The organism is Streptomyces sp. NPDC088785 (assembly GCF_044750685.1).
In the GTDB taxonomy this organism is placed as follows: Bacteria; Actinomycetota; Actinomycetes; order Streptomycetales; family Streptomycetaceae; genus Streptomyces.
In genome coordinates this window covers 231,053-254,761 of sequence record NZ_JBIVKH010000005.1, presented here as the reverse complement: position 1 = coordinate 254,761, position 23,709 = coordinate 231,053, and the positions used below count along the sequence as shown (strand labels likewise).

Annotated in this window: 20 protein-coding genes and 1 pseudogene; 13 read left to right on the top strand and 8 right to left on the bottom strand. The window is 70.5% G+C overall.

The window, feature by feature from the left end; translation table 11 throughout:
• The first annotated feature begins 12 nt into the window (after positions 1-12).
• From ACIP5K_RS18225 to ACIP5K_RS18205, 5 genes are all read left to right on the top strand, one after another.
• A complete protein-coding gene (locus ACIP5K_RS18225) occupies positions 13-1,227 on the top strand; it encodes an alginate lyase family protein (RefSeq protein WP_401410624.1) in 1,215 nt (404 codons plus the stop codon).
• 150 nt (positions 1,228-1,377) lie between these two features.
• Complete coding sequence (locus tag ACIP5K_RS18220) at positions 1,378-3,954, top strand: ATP-binding protein (RefSeq protein ID WP_401410622.1); 2,577 nt, start codon at positions 1,378-1,380, stop codon at positions 3,952-3,954.
• Complete coding sequence (locus tag ACIP5K_RS18215; RefSeq protein WP_401410620.1) at positions 3,951-4,634, top strand: response regulator; 684 nt, start codon at positions 3,951-3,953, stop codon at positions 4,632-4,634. The genes ACIP5K_RS18220 and ACIP5K_RS18215 overlap by 4 nt, the downstream gene beginning before the upstream one ends.
• 40 nt (positions 4,635-4,674) lie before the next feature.
• Positions 4,675-5,055 carry an OB-fold nucleic acid binding domain-containing protein gene (locus tag ACIP5K_RS18210; RefSeq protein ID WP_401410618.1) on the top strand — a complete coding sequence of 127 codons (381 nt, stop codon included), beginning with the start codon at positions 4,675-4,677 and terminating at the stop codon, positions 5,053-5,055.
• Between the two features lie 3 nt (positions 5,056-5,058).
• Positions 5,059-5,862: a DUF3159 domain-containing protein gene (locus tag ACIP5K_RS18205; protein WP_401410616.1), complete on the top strand. Its 804-nt coding sequence runs from the start codon at positions 5,059-5,061 to the stop codon at positions 5,860-5,862.
• 141 nt (positions 5,863-6,003) lie between these two features.
• On the opposite strand, the gene ACIP5K_RS18200 is transcribed toward ACIP5K_RS18205, so the two are convergent.
• Both ACIP5K_RS18200 and ACIP5K_RS18195 read right to left on the bottom strand, forming a co-directional pair.
• Positions 6,004-6,675, bottom strand: coding sequence for a potassium channel family protein (locus tag ACIP5K_RS18200; RefSeq protein ID WP_401410615.1), 672 nt, complete (start codon positions 6,673-6,675; stop codon positions 6,004-6,006).
• Positions 6,675-7,346 (bottom strand): potassium channel family protein, encoded by a 672-nt coding sequence (locus ACIP5K_RS18195; RefSeq protein WP_401410613.1) that lies wholly within the window; start codon positions 7,344-7,346, stop codon positions 6,675-6,677. The genes ACIP5K_RS18200 and ACIP5K_RS18195 overlap by 1 nt, the downstream gene beginning before the upstream one ends.
• A gap of 645 nt (positions 7,347-7,991) precedes the next feature.
• Here ACIP5K_RS18195 and ACIP5K_RS18190 point away from each other — a divergent pair.
• The 6 genes and pseudogenes from ACIP5K_RS18190 (at position 7,992) to ACIP5K_RS18165 (ending at position 16,044) form a co-directional block, all read left to right on the top strand.
• Positions 7,992-10,037 (top strand): APC family permease, encoded by a 2,046-nt coding sequence (locus tag ACIP5K_RS18190; protein ID WP_401410611.1) that lies wholly within the window; start codon positions 7,992-7,994, stop codon positions 10,035-10,037.
• A gap of 172 nt (positions 10,038-10,209) precedes the next feature.
• Positions 10,210-11,538, top strand: coding sequence for a class I SAM-dependent RNA methyltransferase (locus ACIP5K_RS18185; protein WP_401410609.1), 1,329 nt, complete (start codon positions 10,210-10,212; stop codon positions 11,536-11,538).
• 47 nt (positions 11,539-11,585) lie between these two features.
• Positions 11,586-11,678: pseudogene (locus ACIP5K_RS18180) on the top strand (IS5/IS1182 family transposase); the annotation flags it as partial.
• A 1,265-nt stretch (positions 11,679-12,943) separates the two neighbouring features.
• Entirely contained in the window at positions 12,944-13,342 is a 399-nt protein-coding gene (locus tag ACIP5K_RS18175) for a hypothetical protein (RefSeq protein ID WP_401410607.1), read from the top strand.
• Positions 13,343-13,368: 26 nt separating this feature from the next.
• Complete coding sequence (locus ACIP5K_RS18170) at positions 13,369-13,764, top strand: hypothetical protein (RefSeq protein ID WP_401410606.1); 396 nt, start codon at positions 13,369-13,371, stop codon at positions 13,762-13,764.
• Between the two features lie 1,818 nt (positions 13,765-15,582).
• On the top strand, positions 15,583-16,044 hold the full coding sequence (locus ACIP5K_RS18165) for an SRPBCC family protein (RefSeq protein WP_401410604.1): 462 nt from the start codon (positions 15,583-15,585) through the stop codon (positions 16,042-16,044).
• A gap of 3 nt (positions 16,045-16,047) precedes the next feature.
• On the opposite strand, the gene ACIP5K_RS18160 is transcribed toward ACIP5K_RS18165, so the two are convergent.
• From ACIP5K_RS18160 to sigK, 5 genes are all read right to left on the bottom strand, one after another.
• Complete coding sequence (locus ACIP5K_RS18160; protein WP_401410602.1) at positions 16,048-16,746, bottom strand: class F sortase; 699 nt, start codon at positions 16,744-16,746, stop codon at positions 16,048-16,050.
• A 9-nt stretch (positions 16,747-16,755) separates the two neighbouring features.
• Positions 16,756-17,562 (bottom strand): hypothetical protein, encoded by an 807-nt coding sequence (locus ACIP5K_RS18155; RefSeq protein WP_401410600.1) that lies wholly within the window; start codon positions 17,560-17,562, stop codon positions 16,756-16,758.
• 322 nt (positions 17,563-17,884) lie between these two features.
• Positions 17,885-18,538, bottom strand: coding sequence for a fasciclin domain-containing protein (locus tag ACIP5K_RS18150; RefSeq protein ID WP_401408559.1), 654 nt, complete (start codon positions 18,536-18,538; stop codon positions 17,885-17,887).
• Positions 18,539-18,678: 140 nt separating this feature from the next.
• On the bottom strand, positions 18,679-19,437 hold the full coding sequence (locus tag ACIP5K_RS18145) for an anti-sigma factor domain-containing protein (RefSeq protein WP_401410598.1): 759 nt from the start codon (positions 19,435-19,437) through the stop codon (positions 18,679-18,681).
• Positions 19,434-20,018, bottom strand: coding sequence for an ECF RNA polymerase sigma factor SigK (gene sigK, locus ACIP5K_RS18140; protein WP_401410596.1), 585 nt, complete (start codon positions 20,016-20,018; stop codon positions 19,434-19,436). The genes ACIP5K_RS18145 and sigK overlap by 4 nt, the downstream gene beginning before the upstream one ends.
• 640 nt (positions 20,019-20,658) lie before the next feature.
• Between sigK and ACIP5K_RS18135 the strand changes: the two genes are divergently transcribed.
• On the top strand, positions 20,659-21,585 hold the full coding sequence (locus tag ACIP5K_RS18135; RefSeq protein ID WP_401410595.1) for a fatty acid desaturase family protein: 927 nt from the start codon (positions 20,659-20,661) through the stop codon (positions 21,583-21,585).
• Between the two features lie 577 nt (positions 21,586-22,162).
• Positions 22,163-22,903, top strand: a complete 741-nt coding sequence (locus ACIP5K_RS18130; RefSeq protein ID WP_401410593.1) for a GAF domain-containing protein — start codon at positions 22,163-22,165, stop codon at positions 22,901-22,903.
• 14 nt (positions 22,904-22,917) lie between these two features.
• Here the strand turns inward: ACIP5K_RS18130 and ACIP5K_RS18125 are convergent, their stop codons facing one another.
• Positions 22,918-23,688 carry a SigB/SigF/SigG family RNA polymerase sigma factor gene (locus ACIP5K_RS18125; RefSeq protein ID WP_401410591.1) on the bottom strand — a complete coding sequence of 257 codons (771 nt, stop codon included), beginning with the start codon at positions 23,686-23,688 and terminating at the stop codon, positions 22,918-22,920.
• Positions 23,689-23,709: the final 21 nt, after the last annotated feature.

Below are 23,709 nucleotides of genomic sequence, written 5' to 3'. Positions count from 1 at the left end.
ATGGCCCCCACCATGCAGGCTCGTCACAGACGTTCGCGCACCGCCCTGCTCGCCACCCTGACGACCACCACCGCCGTCACCGCCCTCGTCGCCGGCGTCCTCGCCTGGCCCGGCGCCGAGCGCGCCGCCGCCGCGCCGGCCGCCTTCGCGCACCCCGGAGTCACCGTCTCCCAGGGACAGCTGGACTTCGCCAGGGCCAAGGTCGCCGCCGGGGCGCAGCCCTGGAAGAGCGCCTTCGACCAGATGATGGCCAGCAAGTACGCGGACCTGAACCGCACCCCCAAGCCCCGCGCCACCGTCGAGTGCGGCCCGTACTCCGACCCCAACTACGGCTGCACCGACGAGCGCGAGGATGCGATAGCCGCGTACACGGACGCCCTCGCCTGGTACATCACCCGCGACGAGCGGTACGCGAAGAAGTCCATCGCGCTCATGGACGCCTGGTCGGGCACCCTCAAGAGCCACACCAACAGCAACGCGCCGCTCCAGACCGGCTGGGCCGGTTCCTCCTGGCCCAAGGCCGCCGAGATCATCAAATACACGTACAGCGGCGGCTGGGCGAACGAGGGCCGCTTCCGGACGCTGCTGCGCGACGTCTACCTGGCCGAGGTCATCAACGGCAGCCACTCCAACGGCAACTGGGAGCTGTCGATGATGGAGGCCGCCGTCGGGATCTCCGTCTTCCTGGAGGACAGGGCCTCGTACGACAAGGCCATGGCGACGTTCCGGACGCGCACGGCCGCGTACGTCTATCTGCCCACCGACGGCGCCCTCCCCAGAACCGTGCCCGGCCAGAACCTCGACACCAAGGCGAAGATCGTCGCCTACTGGCAGGGGCAGTCGACCTTCGTGGCGGGTCTGACGCAGGAGACCTGCCGCGACTTCACGCACACCGGGTACGGCATCTCGGCCATCTCGCACATCGCCGAGACCAGCCGCATCCAGGGCCAGGACCTGTACGGCACGGACGTCGGCGAGCGGCTGCGGCAGGCGCTCGGCTTCCAGGCCAGGTACGAGCTCGGCGAGGCGCCGCCCGGCTGGCTGTGCGGCGGCAGCGTCACCCGCGGACTCGGCCCGGTCACGGAGGTCGGCTACAACGCCCTGCACACCCGCCTCGGCACCGCGATGAGCAACACCCAGAAGCTCACCGAGCAGCAGCGGCCCGCGGGCTCGAACAACCTGTTCGTGGCCTGGGAGACCCTGACCCACGCCGAGAACCCGAGCTGACCGGAGGGGGCGGGCGGCCCCGGCGCATCAGGGTTGCGTCAAAGCCGCCCGCCCACCAGGCAACCATCCCCTTTGTCCGGATCACCGGCCGTACAGTCGACGCTGCGTGGAGCGCCGACCGAACGACGCCGACTGGAAGACAATGGGGCCATGGGACGCGGCAAGCTACGGATCTACCTCGGATCGGCACCGGGCGTCGGCAAGACGTACGCGATGCTCTCCGAGGCGCACCGGCGCGTCGAGCGCGGCACCGACTGCGTGGTCGCGTTCGTCGAGCACCACGGGCGCACCCGCACCGAGGTGATGCTGCACGGCCTGGAGCAGGTCCCGCGCGCGCGGGTCGAGTACCGGGGTGCGGCCTTCCAGGAGATGGACGTCGCGGCCGTCCTGCGGCGGGCGCCGGCCGTCGCCCTCGTCGACGAACTGGCCCACACGAACGTGCCCGGCTCCGGCAACGCCAAGCGGTGGCAGGACGTCGAGGAGCTGCTCGCCGCCGGCATCGACGTCGTCTCCACCGTCAACATCCAGCACCTGGAGTCGCTGGGCGACGTCGTCGAGTCGATCACCGGGGTCCGCCAGCGCGAGACCGTCCCCGACGAGATGGTCCGCCGGGCCGACCAGATCGAACTGGTCGACATGTCGCCCCAGGCGCTCCGCCGCCGCATGGCCCACGGCAACATCTACAAGCCGGACAAGGTCGACGCGGCCCTCTCCAACTACTTCCGCCCCGGCAATCTGACCGCGCTGCGCGAACTGGCCCTCCTCTGGGTCGCCGACCGCGCGGACGCCTACCTCCAGGAGTACCGGGGCGAGCACAACATCCGCTCCACCTGGCAGGCCCGCGAGCGCATCGTGGTCGGCCTCACCGGCGGCCCCGAGGGCCGGACGCTGATCCGGCGGGCCGCGCGGCTCGCCGAGAAGGGCGCCGGGGGCGAGGTCCTGGCCGTGTACATCGCCCGCAGCGACGGCCTCACGGCCGCGTCCCCCAAGGAACTGGCGCTCCAGCGCACCCTCGTCGAGGACCTCGGCGGAACGTTCCACCACGTGATCGGCGACGACATCCCCGCCGCCCTCCTGGAGTTCGCGCGCGGGGTCAACGCCACCCAGATCGTGCTCGGCTCCTCCCGCCGCAAGACCTGGCAGTACGTGTTCGGGCCCGGCGTCGGCGCCACCGTCGCCCGCGAGTCGGGGCCCGACCTCGACGTGCACATCGTCACCCACGAGGAGGTCGCCAAGGGGCGCGGCCTGCCCGTCGCACGCGGCGCCCGGCTCGGCCGCTCCCGCGTCGTGTGGGGCTGGCTCATCGGCGTCGGCGGCCCCGCGCTGCTCGCCCTGATCCTCACGAACGTGGACAGCAACCTCGGCCTCGCCAACGACATGCTGCTGTTCCTGTCGCTCATCGTGGCGTCGGCGCTGGTCGGCGGGCTGCTCCCGGCGCTCGCCTCGGCCGCGTTCGGCTCGCTCCTGCTGAACTACTACTTCACCCCGCCGCTGCACCTGTGGACGGTCGCGGACCCGAAGAACATCGTGGCCATCTCGATCTTCGTCGGGGTCGCGGTGGCGGTGGCGTCCGTGGTCGACCTCGCGGCCCGGCGCACCCACCAGGCGGCCCGGCTGCGCGCCGAGTCCGAGATCCTGTCGTTCCTCGCGGGCAGCGTGCTGCGCGGCGAGACCAGCCTGGAGGCGCTCCTGGAACGCGTACGGGAGACCTTCGCGATGGACTCCGTCGCCCTCCTCGAACGGGAGAGCGACACCGAGCCCTGGACCTGCGCGGGCAGCGCCGGACCGCGCCCGCTGGGGCGCCCCGAGGACGCGGACGTCGACATGCCGGTGGGGGACCACCTGGCCCTCGCCCTGTCCGGCCGGGTCCTGCCCGCCGAGGACCGGCGGGTGCTCGCCGCCTTCGCCGCGCAGGCCGCCGTGGTCCTCGACCGGCAGCGGCTGCGTTCCGAGGCGGACCAGGCCCGCTCGCTCGCCGAGGGGAACCGCATCCGCACGGCCCTGCTGGCGGCCGTCTCGCACGACCTGCGCACCCCGCTGGCCGGCATCAAGGCGTCGGTGTCCTCCCTGCGCTCCGAGGACGTCGAATGGTCGCCCGAGGACCAGGCGGAACTGCTCGCCGGGATCGAGGAGGGCGCCGACCGCCTCGACCACCTGGTCGGCAACCTCCTGGACATGTCGCGCCTCCAGACGGGCACGGTCGCCCCGCTGATCCGGGAGATCGACCTCGACGAAGTGGTGCCGCTGGCCCTGGTCGGCGTACCGGACCCGGACCTCAGCGTCGACCTGGACGTGCCCGAGACGCTGCCGATGGTGAGCGTCGACAAGGGGCTGCTGGAGCGCGCGGTGGCGAACATCGTCGAGAACGCCGTCAAGTACAGCCCGCCCGACGAGCCCGTCCTGGTCGCCGCCAGCACGCTCGGCGACCGCGTGGAACTGCGGGTGGTCGACCGCGGCCCCGGCGTCCCGGACGAGGCGAAGGACCGCATCTTCGCCCCCTTCCAGCGCTACGGCGACGCCCCCCGGGGCGCCGGAGTGGGCCTCGGCCTCGCGGTCGCGCGGGGCTTCGCCGAGTCGATGGGCGGCACCCTCACCGCGGAGGACACCCCGGGCGGCGGCCTCACCATGGTCCTCACCCTGCGCGCGGCGCACGCCGGCCGGACGCCGGACCCCACACTTGATCAACCATTGATCAGCACGACAGCTCAGAGAGGCAGGTCCGCATGACCCGGGTGCTCGTGGTCGACGACGAGCCGCAGATCGTCCGCGCCCTCGTCATCAACCTGAAGGCGCGCAAGTACGAGGTGGACGCCGCCTCCGACGGCGCGCAGGCGTTGCAGCTGGCCGCCGCGCGCCACCCGGACGTCGTGGTGCTCGACCTGGGGCTGCCCGACATGGACGGCGTCAAGGTGATCCGGGGCCTGCGCGGCTGGACCCGGGTGCCGATCCTGGTGCTGTCCGCCCGGCACTCCTCGGACGAGAAGGTCGAGGCGCTCGACGCGGGCGCCGACGACTACGTCACCAAGCCGTTCGGCATGGACGAGCTGCTGGCACGCCTGCGCGCGGCCGTGCGGCGGGCCGAGCCGACCGGCGGCGGCGAGGACGAGGGGATCGTCGAGACCTCCGACTTCACCGTCGACATGGCCGCCAAGAAGGTCCACCGCGACGGCCGGGACGTCCGGCTCACCCCGACCGAGTGGCACCTCCTGGAGGTGCTGGTGCGCAACACGGGACGCCTGGTGAGCCAGAAGCAGTTGCTCCAGGAGGTGTGGGGGCCGTCCTACGGGACGGAGACGAACTACCTCCGGGTGTACATGGCGCAGCTGCGCCGCAAGCTGGAGACCGACCCCTCGCATCCGCGGCACTTCGTCACGGAGCCGGGAATGGGCTACAGGTTCGAGAAGTAGCCCCTGCGTCCGTGTCCGTGGCCCCGGGTACGCTTCCTGTATGAGTGCTGTTGCGGGCCGATTCCGGCGCATGCTCGACCGACTCTCCACCTCGCAGGAGGACCTGGAGTCGGAGGAGCTGCGCGAGGACTCGGAGACCACTGGCTGTACGCGTATCGGTGACTGCCACGACCGACAGATCGTGACCGTTACTGGTACGTTGCGCACGGTGACCCTGCGACCACGCGCCGGAGTCCCCGCTCTGGAGGCGGAGTTGTTCGACGGCTCGGCCGCGCTCGACGTGGTCTGGCTCGGCCGGCGCTCGATCGTGGGCATCGAGCCGGGCCGCAAGCTGATCGCATCGGGGCGGATCTCGATGATCCGGGGCCGTAGGGTGCTCTTCAACCCCAAATACGAACTCAGACCGCTCGGACGGGAGTAGCCGGTGACGTCCCTCGACAAGCCGACCGATCGCGAAGCCGGTGTCGATGCCGACGCGACCACGGACAGGGCGGTGACCGAGGCCGCGCTCTTCGAGGCCTTCGGTGGCCTGCGGGGCATGGTGGAGACCGTGGTCCCCGGCCTCCTCTTCGTGACCATCTTCACGATCAACAAGGACCTGCACGTGTCGGCCATCGCGGCCCTCGCGGTGTCCCTCGTCCTGGTGGTCGTGCGCCTGGTCAGGAAGGGCACGGTCAAGCACGCCTTCAGCGGGGTCTTCGGCGTCGCCTTCGGTGTCGTCTTCGCGATGATGACCGGCAACGCCAAGGACTTCTATCTGCCGGGCATGCTCTACACGTTGGGGCTCGCGGTCGCGTACATCGTGACCACTCTGTGCGGGGTCCCGCTGATCGGGCTGATCCTCGGCCCGGTGTTCAAGGAGAACCTGTCCTGGCGGACGCGGAACCCGGGCCGCAAGAAGGCCTACGCGAAGGCGAGTTGGGCCTGGGGGCTCATCCTGCTCGCCAAGTGCGCGATTCTCTTCCCGATGTACTTCTGGGCCGACACGGACTCCGACAACACGCAGTTCGGCTGGGTGCTCATCGCGCTGAAGATCCCGCCGTTCCTGCTCGCCGTGTGGCTGACCTGGGTGTTCCTCGCCAAGGCGCCGCCGCCCATCGACGTGTTCGCGGAGATGGAGGCGGAGGAGGCCGCGGCCAAGGAGCGGGAGACCGCCTCCGAGGGGGCCACCGCCTCTGAGGGGACCGCTGCCTCCGGCGGGCCCGCACGGCATCGTCGCGACGGCTGACGGCTGACGGCTGACGGCTGACGGTTCGCGGCTCGCGGGTGCGGGTGCGGCCCGCGCGCGGTCGCACCGAATCGATCGGACAGGGGCGGGCCCCGGTGAGCACGCTCACCGGGGCCCGCCCCTGTCCAAGATCCTCGTGCGCTATGCGTCCGCGCGGCGGACCGACAGCAGGTCCTCCAGCTGCTCCTCGCGGGCCTGGGCGGCCACGAACAGCAGCTCGTCGCCCGCCTCCAGGGAGTCCTCCTGGCTGGGCGCCAGGACGCGCGTGCCACGGATGATCGTCACCAGGGACGTGTCCTCCGGCCACTGGACGTCACCCACGCGCGTGCCGGCGAGCGCCGACTCGGGCGGGAGCGTCAGCTCGACCAGGTTCGCGTCACCGTGGCTGAAGCGCAGCAGCCGGACCAGGTCGCCCACGCTGACGGCCTCTTCGACCAGGGCGGACATCAGGCGCGGGGTGGAGACGGCGACGTCCACGCCCCACGACTCGTTGAACAGCCACTCGTTCTTGGGGTTGTTGACCCGGGCGACGACGCGCGGGACCCCGTACTCGGTCTTCGCGAGCAGGGAGACGACCAGGTTGACCTTGTCGTCGCCGGTGGCCGCGATGACCACGTTGCAGCGCTGGAGCGCCGCCTCGTCCAGGGACGTGATCTCGCAGGCGTCGGCGAGCAGCCACTCCGCCTGCGGGACGCGCTCGACCGAGATGGCGGTCGGCGCCTTGTCGACGAGCAGGACCTCGTGCCCGTTCTCCAGCAGCTCGCCCGCGATCGAGCGGCCGACGGCACCGGCTCCGGCAATGGCGACCCTCATCAGTGACCGCCCTCCCCTTCAGGGCCGTCGGCGAACGCCGCCTCGACCTTCTCGACATCGTCCGTGCGCATCATCACGTGGACGAGGTCGCCCTCCTGGAGCACCGTCTGCGACGTGGGCAGGATCGCCTCGCCGAGCCGGGTCAGGAAGGCGACACGGACGCCCGTCTCCTCCTGGAGACGGCTGATCCGCTGGCCGACCCAGGACTCCGAGGCGTGCACCTCGGCGAGCTGGACCCCGCCGGTGGGGTCGCGCCACAGCGGCTCCGCACCGGACGGCAGCAGACGGCGCAGCATCTGGTCGGCGGTCCAGCGGACCGTGGCGACCGTCGGAATGCCCAGGCGCTGGTAGACCTCGGCGCGGCGGGGGTCGTAGATCCGCGCCGCCACGTTCTCGATCCCGAACATCTCGCGGGCCACCCGGGCGGCGATGATGTTCGAGTTGTCACCGCTGGAGACGGCGGCGAAGGCGCCGGCCTCCTCGATGCCCGCCTCGCGCAGGGTGTCCTGGTCGAAACCGACACCGGTGACACGGCGGCCGCCGAACCCGGAGCCCAGACGGCGGAAGGCCGTCGGATCCTGGTCGACCACGGCGACCGTGTGGCCCTGCTGTTCCAGGGTCTGGGCAAGCTGGGACCCTACTCGGCCACAGCCCATGATCACGATATGCACGGCCCTACCCCGCACTCCTCATAGGCCTACCGACCTGCGTAAACGTCCTGCTCATGTCTCTCTCTCGCGGCTCGGCCCAGCCAGTCTGGCTCGATCTCGGGCACGGTGCGGGCTTGTGTTGCGGCTCGCGTTCTGGACCACCGTATCGGCAATGGGCGCGAACTCGACCTTCGCGTGGAGGCACTAGATCGTCCGGGCGTCCGTCCGGGGCCCGCGCCCGCCCGGACGCCCGGACGTGGGCGAGGGGGGAAGGGTGGAGGAACGACGGAGGAGAGGGGCGGGGGACGGGGAGAGGACGGGAAGGGGGAGCGGCCCGCGCGGAGGGCGGGTCGAGCGCGGATGGAGTGCGGCAACGGGTGGGAGAGGGGGCGGGAGCCGGGGCGTGAGGCGGGGGAAGGGGCGCGGGGACGGGGGAAGGGGGCGCAGCGACGGGAGAACGGGGACGGGGGAGAACGGACGGAACGGGGGAAAGGCGAGGCCGGACGAGGTGGCGGACCGGGGGCGCGGGAGGGCGGCGACGGGCGCTCGGGGGAGCCGCGCGGGGCGGGGCGCGGGGCAGGGCGTGGGGAGGGTCACGAGGAGGGCTGGGGGCGAATGGGGGTGGCGGGTGGGCGGCCCCCCGTTCGAACGCTTACGATCCTCTGCGTGTCCAAACTGACCGACGTGCCCAAACGGATCTTGATCGGGCGCGCACTGCGCAGTGATCGGCTCGGAGAAACGCTCCTGCCGAAGCGCATCGCACTCCCCGTTTTCGCCTCCGACCCGCTCTCCTCCGTCGCGTACGCGCCCGGCGAGGTGCTGCTGGTCCTGTCCATCGCGGGCGTGTCGGCGTACCACTTCAGCCCCTGGATCGCGGTCGCGGTCGTCGTGCTGATGTTCACGGTCGTCGCCTCGTACCGGCAGAACGTGCACGCCTACCCGAGCGGTGGCGGCGACTACGAGGTCGCCAACACCAACCTCGGCCCCAAGGCCGGACTCACCGTCGCCAGCGCCCTGCTCGTCGACTACGTCCTGACCGTCGCCGTCTCCATCGCCTCCGGCATCGAGAACCTCGGCTCCGCGGTCCCCTTCGTGGTCGAGCACAAGGTGCTCTGCGCCTGCGTCGTCATCGTCCTGCTGACGCTGATGAACCTGCGCGGGGTGAAGGAGTCCGGGAAGCTCTTCGCCATCCCGACGTACGTGTTCGTCGCCGGCGTCTTCATCATGATCGCCTGGGGCGCCTTCCGCGGCCTGGTCCTCGGCGACACCATGCGGGCCCCCACCTCCGACTTCCACATCAAGGCCGAGCACCAGGGGCTGGCCGGGTTCGCCCTGGTCTTCCTGCTGCTGCGCGCCTTCTCGTCCGGCTGTGCGGCGCTCACCGGCGTCGAGGCGATCTCCAACGGCGTACCGGCGTTCCGCAAGCCGAAGTCGAAGAACGCGGCGTCGACGCTGGCCCTCATGGGCGCGCTCGCCGTCACCATGTTCTGCGGCATCATCGCGCTCGCCATGACCACCAAGGTCCGCATGGCCGAGCACCCGGCGACCGACCTGATCCACAACGGTCTCGCGGTCGGCGGCGGCTACGTCCAGAACCCGGTCATCTCCCAGGTCGCCGAGGCCGTCTTCGGCAAGGGCAGCTTCCTCTTCATCATCCTCGCCGCGGCGACGGCCCTGGTGCTCTTCCTGGCCGCCAACACGGCGTACAACGGCTTCCCGCTGCTCGGCTCGATCCTCGCCCAGGACCGCTACCTGCCGCGCCAGCTGCACACCCGCGGCGACCGCCTCGCCTTCTCGAACGGCATCGTGCTGCTCGCGGGCGCGGCGATGCTCCTGGTCGTCATCTACGGCGCCGACTCCACCCGGCTGATCCAGCTCTACATCGTGGGCGTCTTCGTGTCGTTCACGCTGAGCCAGACCGGCATGGTCCGGCACTGGAACCGCCACCTGCGCTCCGAGCGGGACGCCGACAAGCGCCGCCACATGATCCGCTCCCGCGCGATCAACGCGTTCGGCGCCTTCTTCACCGGCCTGGTCCTCGTCGTCGTCCTCGTCACGAAGTTCACCCACGGCGCCTGGGTCGCACTGCTCGGCATGTGCATCTTCTACGCGACGATGACCGCGATCCGGAAGCACTACGACCGCGTCGCCGAGGAGATCGCCGCGCCGGAGACGCCCTCCGACGACAGCGTCCGCCCGTCCCGCGTCCACTCGATCGTCCTCGTGTCGAGGATCCACCGCCCCACGCTGCGGGCCCTGGCCTACGCCAAGCTGATGCGCACGGACACCCTCGAAGCGCTCAGCGTCAACGTCGACCCGGCCGAGACCAAGGCGCTGCGCGAGGAGTGGGAGCGGCGCGGCATCGACGTACCGCTGAAGGTCCTCGACTCGCCCTACCGCGAGATCACCCGGCCGATCATCGAATACGTGAAGAGCCTGCGCCGGGAGTCGCCGCGCGACGCGATCAGCGTGATCATCCCCGAGTACGTGGTCGGCCACTGGTACGAGCACCTGCTGCACAACCAGAGCGCGCTGCGCCTGAAGGGCCGGCTGCTCTTCACACCCGGCATCATGGTCACCTCCGTGCCCTACCAGCTGGAGTCGTCCGAGGCCGCGAAGAAGCGGGCCCGCCGGCGCTCCGAGTGGAGTGCGCCGGGTGCGGTGCGCCGCGGCCCGGTGGAGAAGCGCCCGAAGGAGCCGACCGGCAAGTAGCCCCGTTCCCGGACGGTCGGCTCGTGGTGAGCGGCCGGGCGACAGCCACGTAGACTGGTGGGCTGTTGTCCGGCCGCTGGCACGTGGCCGTGCTTGACCGTGCTTGTCCTTGCTTGTCCTTGCTTGTCTTTGCTCGTTTTTAGTTCCCCCCTGACGTACTGGAGCCCCCGCCATGCAGGCAGAACCGAAGAAGTCACTGGTGGGGGAGGAGTACGAGGTCGAGGTCGGCCCCGTCGCGCACGGCGGTCACTGCATCGCGCGCACGGCCGAGGGCCAGGTCCTGTTCGTCCGGCACACGCTGCCCGGCGAGCGGGTCGTGGCGCGGGTGACGGACGGCGAGGACGGCGACCGCTTCCTGCGCGCCGACGCCGTGCGGGTCCTGGACGCCGCCAAGGACCGCGTCGAGGCGCCCTGCCCCTACGCCGGGCCCGGCCGCTGCGGCGGCTGCGACTGGCAGCACGCCAAGCCCGGCGCGCAGCGCCGCATGAAGGGCGAGGTCATCGCCGAGCAGTTGCAGCGCCTCGCGGGCCTCACGCCCGAGGAGGCCGGCTGGGACGGCACGGTCATGCCGGCCGAGGGCGACAAGCTGCCGGCGGGCGAGGTCCCGCAGTGGCGTACGCGCGTGCAGTACGCGGTGACCGAGGACGGCCACGCCGGTCTGCGCCGCCACCGCTCGCACGAGGTCGAGCCGATCGAGCACTGCATGATCGCCGCCGAGGGCGTCTCCGAGCTGGGCATCGAGCAGCGCGACTGGACCGGCATGGAGTCGGTCGAGGCGATCGCGGCCAGCGGCTCGCAGGACCGCCAGGTGATCCTCAAGCCGCTGGTGGGCGCCCGCCTGCCGATCGTGGAGCTGGACAAGCCGGTCTCCGTGATGCGGATCGGCGAGAAGGACGGCGGCGTCCACCGCGTCCACGGACGCCCGTTCGTGCGCGAGCGTGCCGACGACCGTACGTACCGGGTGGGCAGCGGCGGCTTCTGGCAGGTCCACCCCAGGGCCGCGGACACCCTGATGAAGGCCGTCATGCAGGGGCTGCTGCCGCGCAAGGGCGACATGGCCCTGGACCTCTACTGCGGCGTCGGCCTCTTCGCGGGCGCGCTCGCGGACCGGATCGGCGACAAGGGCGCGGTGCTCGGCATCGAGTCCGGCAAGCGCGCCGTCGAGGACGCCCGCCACAACCTGGAGGCCTTCGACCGGGTCCGCATCGAGCAGGGCAAGGTCGAGTCGGTCCTCCCGCGCACCGGCATCACCGAGGTCGACCTCATCGTCCTGGACCCGCCGCGCGCGGGCGCCGGCAAGAAGACGGTCGCCCACCTCTCGACCCTGGGCGCCCGCCGCATCGCGTACGTGGCCTGCGATCCGGCAGCGCTGGCCCGGGATCTGGGGTACTTCCGGGAGGGCGGGTACCGGGTGCGGACGCTTCGGGCGTTCGATCTGTTTCCGATGACGCACCATGTGGAATGCGTGGCGATTCTTGAGCCTGCCAAGAAGGACGACTGACCAGCAGGCGGTGGCCGGGGCTCATCGCCGCGCCGCCTCGGGTGCTGGGGCGCCGGGGTCGTGCGGCCGAGCATCGCCTTGATGAGGCGCTCGGTCGGTCACGGGGTGGTCGCACGACGAAGGTTCATCTCGCGAGTGACGGCGGCCCCGGTGGACGGCGGTTGGCCGGCGTCGCCAGCACTGCCTATGGGCGGAGGAACGAAGTCGAGCGCTGCTTCCGCGCCCTCGAAAGCTCCGGGGCCGTGGCGACTCGCTAGGAGAAGAGGGCCTATGCCTTCCGCTGCCTTCCGCGGCACGGTCGCTCTTGCGGTGATTCGGTTGTGGGTCCGCCTTGGTGAGGTAGCAGATGCCCTGGTTCGAGGCAGGGGCCCGCGCGCAGGACGCCGTGACCTAGTACGCCGCCGCAGAGGGCCTCGACCGGCACGAGGTGGAAACGGCGCTCCGGCCGATTGTCCGGTGTCCGGCAAGCTCCGAAGCCTGAGGAGTAGGCCACCGCTCAGCGGGCGCGGCGGCGGCGCCAGAAGTCGCGGGCGCTCGTCGACCGCAACCACATGCCGAGGCCCGCGATGCCAATGACGACGAGCGCGAGGACGAGCTTCAAGAAGTCATTCATGCCCACTCGATGCCCCTGATTCGGTGGGCCATTCGCGGAGCGGCCACTCCTACCCGTCGTCCCGCTCGGTGAGGAGTAGGCGGGCGCCTGGGCTCTCCTCGCGCTCGGTGCGGAGCCGGTCGAACTAACTTGCTGTCGGCGATGTCGCCGTCATCCCACCGGCTGTGCGGCATGGCCCGGCGGCCGATGGTCAGGGTGGCAGCAGGCCAGTTTGAGGAAGGCTCTGGGAATGCCGACTCGGCGTTCCCGATGGACCCGGGGTCGGTGGAAGCCGTGGAGCCAGGCGAAGGTCCGCTCCACCATCTAGCGCTCTGTCCGTGAAGGCTCGCCGGCTTGGGAGAGGGGGGATGGCGTGCGATGACGTCTGACGACAGAGAGCCTAGGAGCGCGAGCCCGGGCACCGATGTCGGAGGGCGGCGATGGAAGAACCGCGGATACGCCTCGGCAGTGCTGATGCGTGGCTGGAGCTGGCTCGGAGCGATGACGACAGCTGGCAGGTCACTGCAGATTGGTGCTCGTGGCTGACAGCTGAGTTCATCGCGGAACTCAGCGCCGCGGAGGTCGTTGACTTCGCGGCCCGCGTGCTCTCTCACCTGCGCGCGCCGTCGAGCGGATGCCTGAGCCGGGACGCGATAGTTGGAACCTGGTCACGAGAGTTGGAAGCGGCACCGAGAGTGGCAGGGGGACAGCGTCGTAACTCGGCACGCTGACTGTCGGGTCAGCGCGGAATCGATCGTCCACCCACAGCCGCTGCTGAAGCGCACTGTCCCCCCTTGCCCCTATGCTGCCCAGGTGCGCTACCTAGTCGAGTCCTTCGCGGTCAGTGCCCTGACCCGCGGTCGATCGGTCGAACAGTTCCTCGGGCCCGTCGGTGATGCCCACGCTCCTGGGGTCCGCTGGGTCGAGGTTGTCCCGACTAATTCTGAGTTCAAGGTCGTTCTCCACATGTCGGCGGACGTCGGAAACGAGGGCTTCTACGACCTCGTCGAGTTCCCACCGCTGGATCCTGAGTCCGAGGATGACGAGTTCGGCCTGGAGATCGCCACGGCAGCGGGACCGCGGGACGCGCTCGCGCTTGCGGAGCACCGAACTGGCGCCGTTCGTGGCCGCTGGGTCAAACAGGGTGTGGCTCAGGACGAGTACCGCGACTTCGTGCTCGCTGGCCGGCCGCAACAGGCGGCACCGTGCTGAGTCACGGGCGTCGATAGAGTCGGCTCGTGACCGAGCGAACGGCGCTGCCGACCCGGGAGCAACTCCGCGCTCTGCGTGACTTCGTTCACGGGCGTAGTCACTCCGCTGGTTCGGTTGCCATTCGGCTTCCTGGCGAGCCGTTTCACCCCGCGGACTCGGGTGTGGCCGATGCGGCCCGGGCTGCGGGCGCGGTGTATGACGTCACCAACGTCCTCTGCAGGCGGCTGCTCACCGAACTCGATACTGGTCAGCCTGGTGCTGCTGCCGAGGTTCTGTGGGACGCGCTTATCGCGACCGCGGGCGCCTGGCGGGATGCGCCCAATATGCCTACCGAACTGCGAAAATTGGTGGCCGATGCTGGCCTGCGTCAGGCCTGGGCATGGCTCCATCGGCAAGCCCTTCACGCGGCTTCGTCTCCCTGATTGATTCTCTGCGTGAGGCCTTCAGCGTGTTGGATGAGGAGCCTTCGAAGGGCCGCGTAGTGGTTGAGCGGATCGGATCGTGAAAGCTGGAACCAGGTGTTGCTGCGCCAGGGGAGCCAGGCCCGGCGGACGTCATCGGACTGCTCGGCCTCGATGGGTCGCGGAGCGAAACGGGGCTCGCCTCCGGTGACGCAGGCCCAGACGAAGGCGGTGGCGCGTCGGGTTGTGCCCAAGGATGTCCGGTAGCTGACCGTCGGGGGCAGCCGGGCGGGGCATGATCGAGTCTTTGGGGATTCGATGGCGGGGGTGTGGTGTGAGGGATTGGCGGACCGATCCGGCGTTCGAGATGTGCCGAGCGCTGGCGGACGGCGCGGATCTGGCCTCGTTCGCAGGAGGCGCGTTCGATGTGCGGGCGGTGGTGGCGGGCATCCAGTTCGGGGGATCAAAGGGCGTAAATTCCTCCCATCCGGCTCCCAGGGGGGTGGCCCGGTCGAAAGATTCCTTGTGGACATCAACGCTCCAAGGCATATTGCGGTTTCCGCAGATGTACCACCGATGATCGGCGCGGAGGGTACCGCATGCGCCGCAGGCTCGACGCCGACGCCGGGCGACTACGCGTACGTCAATACGGCGCCCTCTCAGGCAATTTGAGGGCCAAGGTGAGCGTGATGGTCGCCGAGATCGAGGAGACGTACAACGCCTATCTCTCACGCCCGTAAACAGGGTGGTCAACGGAAAGTTCGGGGTCTGCCGGCTCAAGAACACGGGCAAGAGCTACCGCATCTACAGCAACTGCCAGGCGAGTACGAAGAACACGATCGCCAGCTACAGCCCCAGAGAATTGGTTGGTACATATGGGAATCCTGATGGATGTGCGTGGGCTTCGGGTCGCGGTCGGCGCGGGAGTCCTGGCAGCCGCGGTGGTGGTCAGCGGTTGCACTGGTGCTGAACAGGGCGGTGCTGAGGCTCCTTCGGGCGCCGCTCGAAAGAGCAGTGGCGATCGCGACGATGCCACGGAAGATCGGGCGGGCATCCCAGGTGAATCGGTGACGCGCGCTCCGGCGCTCCCCGGAGGAAAGGTTCTCGCCCACGCCGAATCTGTTACCGGCAATCGAGAAATAGAAATATCGGAGGGAGTCAGCAACGCGGCTCCGCTCGCTATCGCAATCAACTGCAAGGGTAAGGGGGAGCTGACAGTGACCATGCAGCCGATGGGAATATCTTTCCCGTTGGAGTGTGTGACGGGGAAGGTCAGCAGTGCCTATAATCAGGTAAAGCTCAGGCGGGGGCGGAGCGACGCCTTCGTGAAGGTCGAAGCGCCCGCTTCGGTTCGCTGGTCCATGTCAGTCGGTCAGGAGCAGTAAATATCTTCCTTTTCGGCGCCGCCCGCTCCCGCGCCTTCTCGCAGTCGAAATCGAGACCGCGCATAAGGCTTCCTGGGGCAAGTTCTGTGAGTGCTGCATGTAATTGATATCGCGTGGCGATTCCTGCCGGATGGTGCCTGCTGGTAGTGCCTGGAATCAGAATGGGGAATGTTGTGGATTCCTTCCTTTTCGGGATTATGATGGGGCTCTCGGTGGCCCTGGCCCTTGTTCAGGCCTCCGAAAAGAAGGTTCGGCTCGATGTCGGTCTCGCTCTGGGGGTAGGAATCTTGGCGTGTGCGCCACTCGTCGCCCTGTCGGCAGTACTCGGTTGGTGATGTGGGCGGTCGGGATTTTCGCCTACTCGTGGGTGCAGAGGCCAAGAGGGGTTGAATCCTCCTGACCTGTACGCGGGCCTGCGGCCGCGGGCTCCGAGTGGGGGTGTTAAGGGTGGTACATGACAGCAGAGCGATTTGACGTCACGCGGCAGATCGACGCCGCCCCCTCCGTGATCTTCGATGTGCTGCGGTCGCCGCAGGGGCACGTGCGCATCGACAGTTCCGGGATGTTGCAGTCCGCGGAGGGGGAGCCCGTCGGTGCGGTGGGGGACGAGTTCGTCGTGCACATGGACCGGGAGGCCCTCGGGGATCTGCCCATGGGGCGGTACGACGTGACCGTGATCATCACCGGGTACGAACGCGACGCCCTCCTGGAGTGGACCATCTCGGGGACCGTCCAGCCGCCCATCCGCCACCTCTACGGCTACCGCCTGCGGCCCAGCGGGACCGGTACCGCCGTCACCTCCTACTACGACTGGAGCCAGGTCGACGACAAGTACCGGCAGGCGGGGATCTTCCCCGTGATTCCGGAGGCCGGGCTGCGGGCCACGCTCGGGATCCTCGCCCGCACCGTCGAATAACGCTCAGGTGCCCGCGGTGTCCAGGCGGGCGTAGACGACGATGTTGTCGGCGTAGCTGTGGTCGCGGTAGGTGCCGGCGCAGGTGATCAGGCGGAGCGCGGCGTAGTCGGTGTTGCGGTAGACCTCGACGGACGGGAACCGGTCCTTCGCGTACTGCGCGGTGCGGGTCACGGTGAAGCGGGCGGTGGTGCCGTCCTCGCGGTCGACATAGACGTGGTCGCCCGCCCGCAGGCTGCCGAGGTCGAAGAAGACGGACCGGGCCCGGTTCCAGGTGACGTGGCCCGCCAGGACGGCGGGTCCCTTCGCCCCCGGGGCGGGGCCGGGGGTGAACCAGCCCGCACGGGCGGGATCCTCGGGCGTGCGCATGGCCCCCTTCCCGTCGAGCCCGAGCCGCTCCAAGGAGGTCTTCACCCCGATGACCGGGATGGACAGCCGGGTCGGCGGCGACGCAGGCATCGTCCTGGGCGCCGCCTCGGGGCGGTGCTTCCCGTCGTGCCCCGTGGCAGGAGGCGCCGAGGGGGATGTCGCCGTGCCCGGGGAGCGGGCCGAGGCTGCTCCGGGCGGGGGCGGGGTCTGGCGCAGCAGGGCGACCGTGAGGACGACGATCCCCGCGGCGATGAGAACCGCGGCCGCGGTGGCCGACAGCAGGCGCTGTCGGCCACCGCGCCACCAGGAACCACGCGGGGCGTCACGCGAGTCCATGATGATCCGTCAGCTTCCGCTGCTGGTCGCCCGGTTGCTGCGGCGACGGGCGAGGAACACGCCGGCGCCGGCCAGGACCGCAGCACTCCCGCCGGCGATCAGGCCGGGGGCCTCGACCCCTGCCGTGCCGCCGGAGCCCGTCTCCACGCCGCCGACGGGCATGGAGCCCACCGCGGCTCCCTGGAGCATGCCGCAGTCGGCGGGAGCGGTGGCCTCCTGGGGCAGCTTCGGGTCGAGTTCGCTCTTGCCCTTGCCGAAGTCGTACGTGCCGTTGCCGTTGGGGTCGATGCCGTGCTGGACCACGTGCAGGTCCTTGATGTGGTCGGCGACCTTCTGGGAGACGGTGAGGGTGCGCTGGTAGGAGAGCTTGCCGCTCTTGTCGGCGGTCGGCATGCGGTCGACGGCCAGGCCGCTGCCCTTGGAGGTGTCGCCCTTGGTGGTCAGGGAGATGTTGATGTCACCGTAGGAGGGCAGGCCCTCGGCGGTGGTGACGATGCCGTCCTTGTTCTTGTCCGCGGACGCGTCGGGGCAGTGGAAGTCGTGCCCGGTGGTGGATCCGTGGATGTGCTGGGCGTGCGGCTGGCCCGGGACGAGTCCCGACGCCTCTATCTTCACCGTGAGTCGGGTGCCGTCCAGGGAGAGCATCGCGGTGCCCTTGGAGCCGGAGTCGTTCAGCGGCGCCAGGTCGACCTGGTAGGTGTCGCCGGACGCGGCCGTGGTGTGGCCCTCGTGCGCGACGGCGGGAACGGCGCAGAGCGCCAGGGCCGCGGGGGCCGCGGCGAGGATGGTCAGTCGTGCGGTGCGACGGGCTGTCACAGCGAGCCTCTTTCCTGTGCCGCCCCGTTCGTGGGTCGCGGGGGCGGCGTCGGATTCTCGAACTTCTGACGCCTCTAGTCCGGAGCCCGCACGGGCGCCGGATTGGTCGCGTCCCGTCATCCCGTCATCCCGGTATTCCGCCCTCCCGATATGCCGGTGTTCCGGCATCGCGTCGTCCCGGCCTCCGGCGCGTCGGCGCACCTCGGCACAACGGGCGGGCGGCGCCCCGTCGTTCGGGGAGCCGCCCGCCCGTCACGGGTGCCGAGGCGGGCGGGTGCGTGGCCGTCGGCGGGGCCGCGCGGTCGCGTCGGTCGAGGGGTCGTCAGCTCTTGGGCATGAGGACCGAGTCGATGATGTAGACGTTGGCGTTGGCGGTCTTCACGTTGCCGCAGACGACGTTGGCGGTGTCGTTGACCTTGTACTTGTCGCCGGAGCCCATGGTGGTGAGCTTGGACTTCTCCAGGGTGGCGAAGGAGCCGTTCTCCAGGTCCTTGGGGGCCAGCTTCTGGCCCACGACGTGGTACGTGAGGATCTTGGTGAGCTGGGCCTTGTCGTTGAGGACCTTGTCCAGGTCGGCCTTCGGGATCTTGGCGAAGGCGTCGTTGGTGGGGGCGAAGACGGTGATGTTCTTGGCGTTGTTCAGGGTGTCGACCAGGCCGGCCTTCTTCACGGCGGTGACCAGGGTGGACAGGGCCGGGTTGTTCGAGGCGGCGGTGGCGACGGGGTCCTTGGCCATGCCGTCGAAGGAGCCGGCGCCGTCCTTGGGCACGGACGAACAGGCGGTGCCGAAGGGCGCGTCGTCGGCGGCGGCCATGTCGTCGGACGGGCTGGCCATGTCCGAGCCCTTCGACGCGGCGGCCGAGGAGCTGTCGGACGCCTTGTCCTTGGAGTCGCTGTCGGAGCAGGCGGTCAGCGCCAGCGGCAGCATGGCGGCAGCGGCGACGACAACGGCGGCACGGCGCAGGCGAGTCTGCATGAGAATCCCTCAACGATCAGAACTGTGAAGGCCATCCGCCTCCATCACCGGGAATCCGGAGCGCTCCGGACGACGGATTGGTGGATTCCCGGTGCCCACCCGAACGGGTGAGGTGCGCGGCCCGAACTCGTCCCGAAACGTCAGGCCGGGAGCTTCATCGTGGCGAGGGGCCGGCTGGTCGGCTGCCGGGAGCCGCCGGCCGGTTCGAGGGTGACCCCCATGCCCGAGGCGCCGTCGACGCTCCCCGCCATCAGGACGCTCTGGCTGGTGCGGGAGGGGTTCATCAGTCCGGCCGGCCGCATGTGGCCGCCGTCGGCGAACCACAGCTGGTAGACCTTGCCCTTCGGCGGTGCGGCCATGCCGGACGCGATGAAGACGGCCTTTCCGCCGGCCCGCGAGACGACGACGGACCCATGCGCCCCGCCGTCGAGCGAAGCCGAGGTCACCGCGGCGTCCGGCGCCGACAGCACGGCCGCGACCTGATCGGCCTGCCGCTGCGCCGACCGCGCCTCCTGGCGGGCGTCGTCCGCCTGCTGGTGCTGCCACACGGCCGTCCCGCCCAGACCGGCGATCGCGGCCACACAGGCGGCGAGCGCCCAGTGCGTGCCACGCCCGAACCGGCCCCGGCCCTTACGGGAGACGGGGGCCGGCGGGTCCTGGGGCCGCTCCTGCCGGACCTCGCCGATCATCCCCAGCACCTGCGACTTCAGGTGATCGGGCGGCGCCGTCGTGGCGGCCAGGCCGAGACGGCCCGCGGTCGCGGACAGCTCACGCACCTCCTGCGCGCAGGTCCCGCACCCGGCCAGGTGCTCCTCGAACGCCGCACGTTCGTCGTCCTCCAGCGCGTCCAGCACGTACGCGCCGGTGAGCGTGTGCGGATCGGTCGAGTCGGTGGTCATGCCGTCACCCCCAGGCAGTCGCGGAGCCGGATGAGTCCGTCCCGCAGCCGCGTCTTGATCGTGCCCAAAGGCGTCGACAGTTGCTCGGCCACTTCTTTGTACGTGAGGCCCTGGTAGTACGCCAGTGTCACCGACTGCCGCTGGATCTCCGTGAGGGTGCGCAGGCAGCGGCGCAGCTCCTCCCGCTCGGCCCGCGCCTGGACCTGCTCGGAGACCTCGTCGAAACCGGGCGTCTGCTCCAGCAGCGCGGCCCTGTGATCACGGGCGGTCGTCGCCTCGGCGGAGCGGACGCGGTCGACGGTGCGGCGGTGCGCCAGCGTGAGCAGCCAGTTGAGGACCGTCCCGCGCTCGACGCGGTAGCGGGGGGCGGTGCGCCACACCTCCAGCCACACCTCCTGCGCCACTTCCTCGGACTGCGCGTGATCGCGCAGGATCTTGCGGACGATGCCGAACACCGCTCCGGCGGCGGCGTCGTACAGCGCGGCGAAGGCCCCCTGATCGCCCTGCGCCACCTGCGTCATCAGCTTCTGGAGGTCGGGCTCGTGGGCGGGATTGCGCCCGATATGGATGGCTTCGGTCATGTGCCGCCTTCCGGAAACCGCTGGAACGCGGTGGGAACAGGTCAAAGCCATCAGTAACTCACAGCCTCCGTCCGTTCGGGGCACGCGAGGCCCTTCGTGTCCGGTCTTCGGCGGTCCCGACGGCGTCCCGACGGCGTCCCGACGGCTTTCCAGCGACGCCTCCCACGGCGTCCCGACGACGGTCCGACGGTGGTCCGGGCAGCGGTTCCGACAGAGTCCCGGCCGCACACATGGGCGGGCGCGGTCCGGTTACTCTGAAGAGGAAGGGGCGGCCGTCGGCCGCTCCCTGGCCCCCAGCCCCGGGCAGCCCATTCGATCCGCCGGCACGAACGCGGACGGCGGCCTCACCCGCACGGCATCCCCGTGCGCACGCCGCTCTCCCGGGACCGCCGCCGGACGTGGATGTCTCTGAAAGTCGGGGCCCATGGCCACTTCCACACCCTCATCACCCCACACCTCCCCACTCTCCCCTCTCTCCGGTCCCTCCCCTCTCTCCCCTCTCTCCCCTCTCTCCCCTCTCTCCCCTCCCTTCGCCGCCGCCCCCGTCGCTTCCGCCGTCACCCCTTCGGGCAGTGACTTCACGCTCCTGTCGAAGAAGATCAAGGCCGCCGGGCTGCTGGACCGACGCCCCGGGTACTACGTGGTCCGGATCACGGCGGTCCTGGCCGCGTACGGTCTGCTGTGGGCGACGTTCGCACTGGTCGGCAACTCCTGGTGGACCCTGGTTCTCGCGGCGGCGCTGGCGTTCGCCTTCGGCCAGGTCGCCCTGCTGGCCCACGATGTGGCGCACCATCAGGTCTGGCTCAGGGGCGAGCGCAGCGCGCGGGCGGGACGGCTGCTCGGCAACCTCGGCATCGGCATGGGGTACGGCTGGTGGCAGGACAAGCACTCCCGGCACCACGCCCACCCCAACCACGAGGACCTGGACCCGGACGTGCGGCCCGACATCCTCGTCTGGACCCCGGCACAGGCCGAGCGGGCGGAGGGCCTCCCGCGCCTCCTGGGCGGATGGCAGGCGTACCTCTTCTTCCCGCTGCTGGCCCTCGAAGGGTTCAACCTGCACGTCGCCGGCCTGCGGTCACTGGCCGACCCCGCCCTGAAGCGGCGCCGGACGGAAGCCCTCATGCTGACCGGCCACGTCGCGCTGTACGCGGGCGCGCTGTTCCTGGTGCTCCCGGCGGGCAAGGCGGTGGTGTTCCTCCTCGTGCACCAGTGCCTGTTCGGCCTCTATCTGGGCTCCATCTTCGCGCCCAACCACAAGGGCATGCCGATCCTCGGCGCGCAGGAACGCCCCGACTTCCTCCGCCGTCAGGTGCTGACCTCGCGCAACGTGCGGGGCGGCCGGCTCACCGACGTACTCCTGGGCGGCCTCAACTACCAGATCGAGCACCACCTGTTCCCGCACATGCCCTCGCCGAACCTGCGCGCCGCGCAGCACATCGTCCGGGCGCACTGCCTGGAGCTGCGGGTGCCCTACCTGGAGACCGGCCTGTTCCAGTCCTACGTGCTCGCGCTCAGGAGCCTCCACGCGGCCGGAGCGCCGCTGCGCGGACGAGCCGTCGGCTGACCCCCTGGCACGACCGGACGGCCCGGACGACGGACGGCGCCCCTGGACGCGCGGCACGTGTGCGAACCGGTGCCGGTGTCCAGACCGATGTGGCCGGCGGGCATGGGTGTGGGTGTGGGTGCGGAGGCCGGTGCGCGCCCCGCGCCCGGCGTGCCGCCCGGGCCGTCCGGGCCGTTCGACCAGCCGCGTCCCGCCCACCGTGCGGGCGCGTCGCCCGCCCGATGCGCCCCTGTCCCCACGGGTCGTACGAGCGGTAGGCTCGGGGTGCGTCCGAGCCCCCGACGTGCGTCGGCTCCGGTTCCTCCGGGCAGTCGGCCAAGACTCCTCGTCCGTCGGGCACACCGTGCCGGATGCCCCATGTCGTCGCACGATGCCGTGTGTCGCGCAGGGCCCCCGGGTGTCGCGCCCGGCCGGCCGGGAGTGTCGACCTTCCACGCTCCGGGAGCCCGATGTTCCGCCGACCCGAACCACCCGAGGCGGCCTCGGCGCCGCCGGTGAACCCGCCGGGCACGGCACCGTCACGGCCGCACTTCGCGGACCCCGGCTGCGACCCCTCTGACGACAAGGACCCGCCCGCATGAACCGCGACCAGCTCCTGGCACCCGTCTTCGTGGAGATGGCCGACTCCCTCACGGCGGAATTCGACGTGCTGGACCTGCTGCAACGCCTGTGCGGCCACTGCATGGACCTGCTCCGTATCGACGCCGCGGGGGTCATGCTCGCGGACGCCGACGACGTCCTCCAGGTGCTGGCCGCCTCGGACGAGTACACCCGCCTGCTGGAGCTGTTCGCCCTCCAGCACACCGAAGGCCCCTGCCAGGAGTGCTACCGCACCGGCACCGCCCGCACCGGTGTCGATCTGACCACCGCCGACGCGGCCCGTGAGTGGCCGCACTTCACCCCTGCCGCGCTGGAGGGCGGGCTGTCCGGCGCCAGTGCCGTGCCGCTGAGGCTGCGCGGACGCACCATCGGCGTGCTCGGGCTGTTCAGCGTCAGCCCGCAGCCGCTGACCGACTCCGATCTGGCCCTGGGGCAGGCGCTGGCCGACGTCGCCACCATCGCCCTGCTGCAACAGCGCACCATCGACGCGGTGGAGACCGAACGCGACCAGCTCCAGCACGCCCTGCACAGCCGCATCGCCGTCGAGCAGGCCAAGGGGGTCCTCGCCGAACGCTGGAACACCACGCCCGACGCCGCCTTCCACCTCATGCGCGCCTACGCGCGCACCCACCAGCAGGCCATCACCGCCCTCGCCGTCGGCATCACCGACGGCACCTTCGACACCCGCACCATTCCCCGCCCCACCAGCGGGCGGTGAGGGCGGGGCCCCGGTCAGGTCGAACAGGCCCGGACGTGGGCGCAGCTGCGGGCGATGAGCCGGGACACGTGCATCTGGGAGAGCCCGATCTCCTCCCCGATGCGGGCCTGGCTCATGTCCTCGAAGAACCGCAGGTAGAGAATGGTGCGTTCGCGTACGGGGAGGTCGTGCAGGGCCTCTTTGGCCGCGCTGCGGTCGATGGCGAGGGCGTACCCGGGGTCGTCCTCGCCGAGCGTGTCGACGATGCTGGAGCCGCCGCCCGCCGCGGGCACGTCCGCGTCGAGGGAGAGGGCGCTGTAACTCTCCAGGGCCTGCATGCCGGCGCCGACCTCCTCCAGCGTGAGATCCGCCTGCGTGGCCATCTCCTGCGCGCTGGGCTCGACGTCGAGGCGGCCGGGGTGCTGGGCCAGCTCGGTGCGGGCGAGACGGATCTTGAAGCGGAGTTCCTGGACCCGGCGCGGCACGCGGACGTCCCACGTGTAGTCGCGGAAGTGGCGGCGCAGTTCGCCGGTGATGGTGGGCACCGCGTAGATCTCGAAGGCGCCGCGCGCGGGATCGAAGCGGAGTACGGCCTTCAGCAGGCCCAGCGCGGCGACCTGCCGGAGGTCGTCGAGGTTCTCGCCCTTGTTGCGGAACCGGCTGGCGATGCGGTGGGCCATGGGCAGCCAGGCCGCGACCAGTTCCGCGCACAGCTCGTCGTGCTCGCGCCCGACGGGGCAGGAGGCGAACCGGGCGAAGGACTGCGCGGTGTCGGGGGAGTCGTGATGGGAATGTCGGCCTGTCATGGGCCCTCCTCGGCGTGACTG

Excerpts from the sequence above, each read along its gene's own strand:
- ACIP5K_RS18225 (WP_401410624.1), top strand. The coding sequence starts at position 13 with ATGCAGGCTCGTCACAGACGTTCGCGCACCGCCCTGCTCGCCACCCTG.
- ACIP5K_RS18220 (WP_401410622.1), top strand. The coding sequence starts at position 1,378 with ATGGGACGCGGCAAGCTACGGATCTACCTCGGATCGGCACCGGGCGTC.
- ACIP5K_RS18215 (WP_401410620.1), top strand. The coding sequence starts at position 3,951 with ATGACCCGGGTGCTCGTGGTCGACGACGAGCCGCAGATCGTCCGCGCC.
- ACIP5K_RS18210 (WP_401410618.1), top strand. The coding sequence starts at position 4,675 with ATGAGTGCTGTTGCGGGCCGATTCCGGCGCATGCTCGACCGACTCTCC.
- ACIP5K_RS18200 (WP_401410615.1), bottom strand. The coding sequence starts at position 6,675 with ATGAGGGTCGCCATTGCCGGAGCCGGTGCCGTCGGCCGCTCGATCGCG.
- ACIP5K_RS18185 (WP_401410609.1), top strand. The coding sequence starts at position 10,210 with ATGCAGGCAGAACCGAAGAAGTCACTGGTGGGGGAGGAGTACGAGGTC.
- ACIP5K_RS18165 (WP_401410604.1), top strand. The coding sequence starts at position 15,583 with ATGACAGCAGAGCGATTTGACGTCACGCGGCAGATCGACGCCGCCCCC.
- ACIP5K_RS18160 (WP_401410602.1), bottom strand. The coding sequence starts at position 16,746 with ATGGACTCGCGTGACGCCCCGCGTGGTTCCTGGTGGCGCGGTGGCCGA.
- ACIP5K_RS18150 (WP_401408559.1), bottom strand. The coding sequence starts at position 18,538 with ATGCAGACTCGCCTGCGCCGTGCCGCCGTTGTCGTCGCCGCTGCCGCC.
- ACIP5K_RS18145 (WP_401410598.1), bottom strand. The coding sequence starts at position 19,437 with ATGACCACCGACTCGACCGATCCGCACACGCTCACCGGCGCGTACGTG.
- sigK (WP_401410596.1), bottom strand. The coding sequence starts at position 20,018 with ATGACCGAAGCCATCCATATCGGGCGCAATCCCGCCCACGAGCCCGAC.
- ACIP5K_RS18130 (WP_401410593.1), top strand. The coding sequence starts at position 22,163 with ATGAACCGCGACCAGCTCCTGGCACCCGTCTTCGTGGAGATGGCCGAC.
- ACIP5K_RS18125 (WP_401410591.1), bottom strand. The coding sequence starts at position 23,688 with ATGACAGGCCGACATTCCCATCACGACTCCCCCGACACCGCGCAGTCC.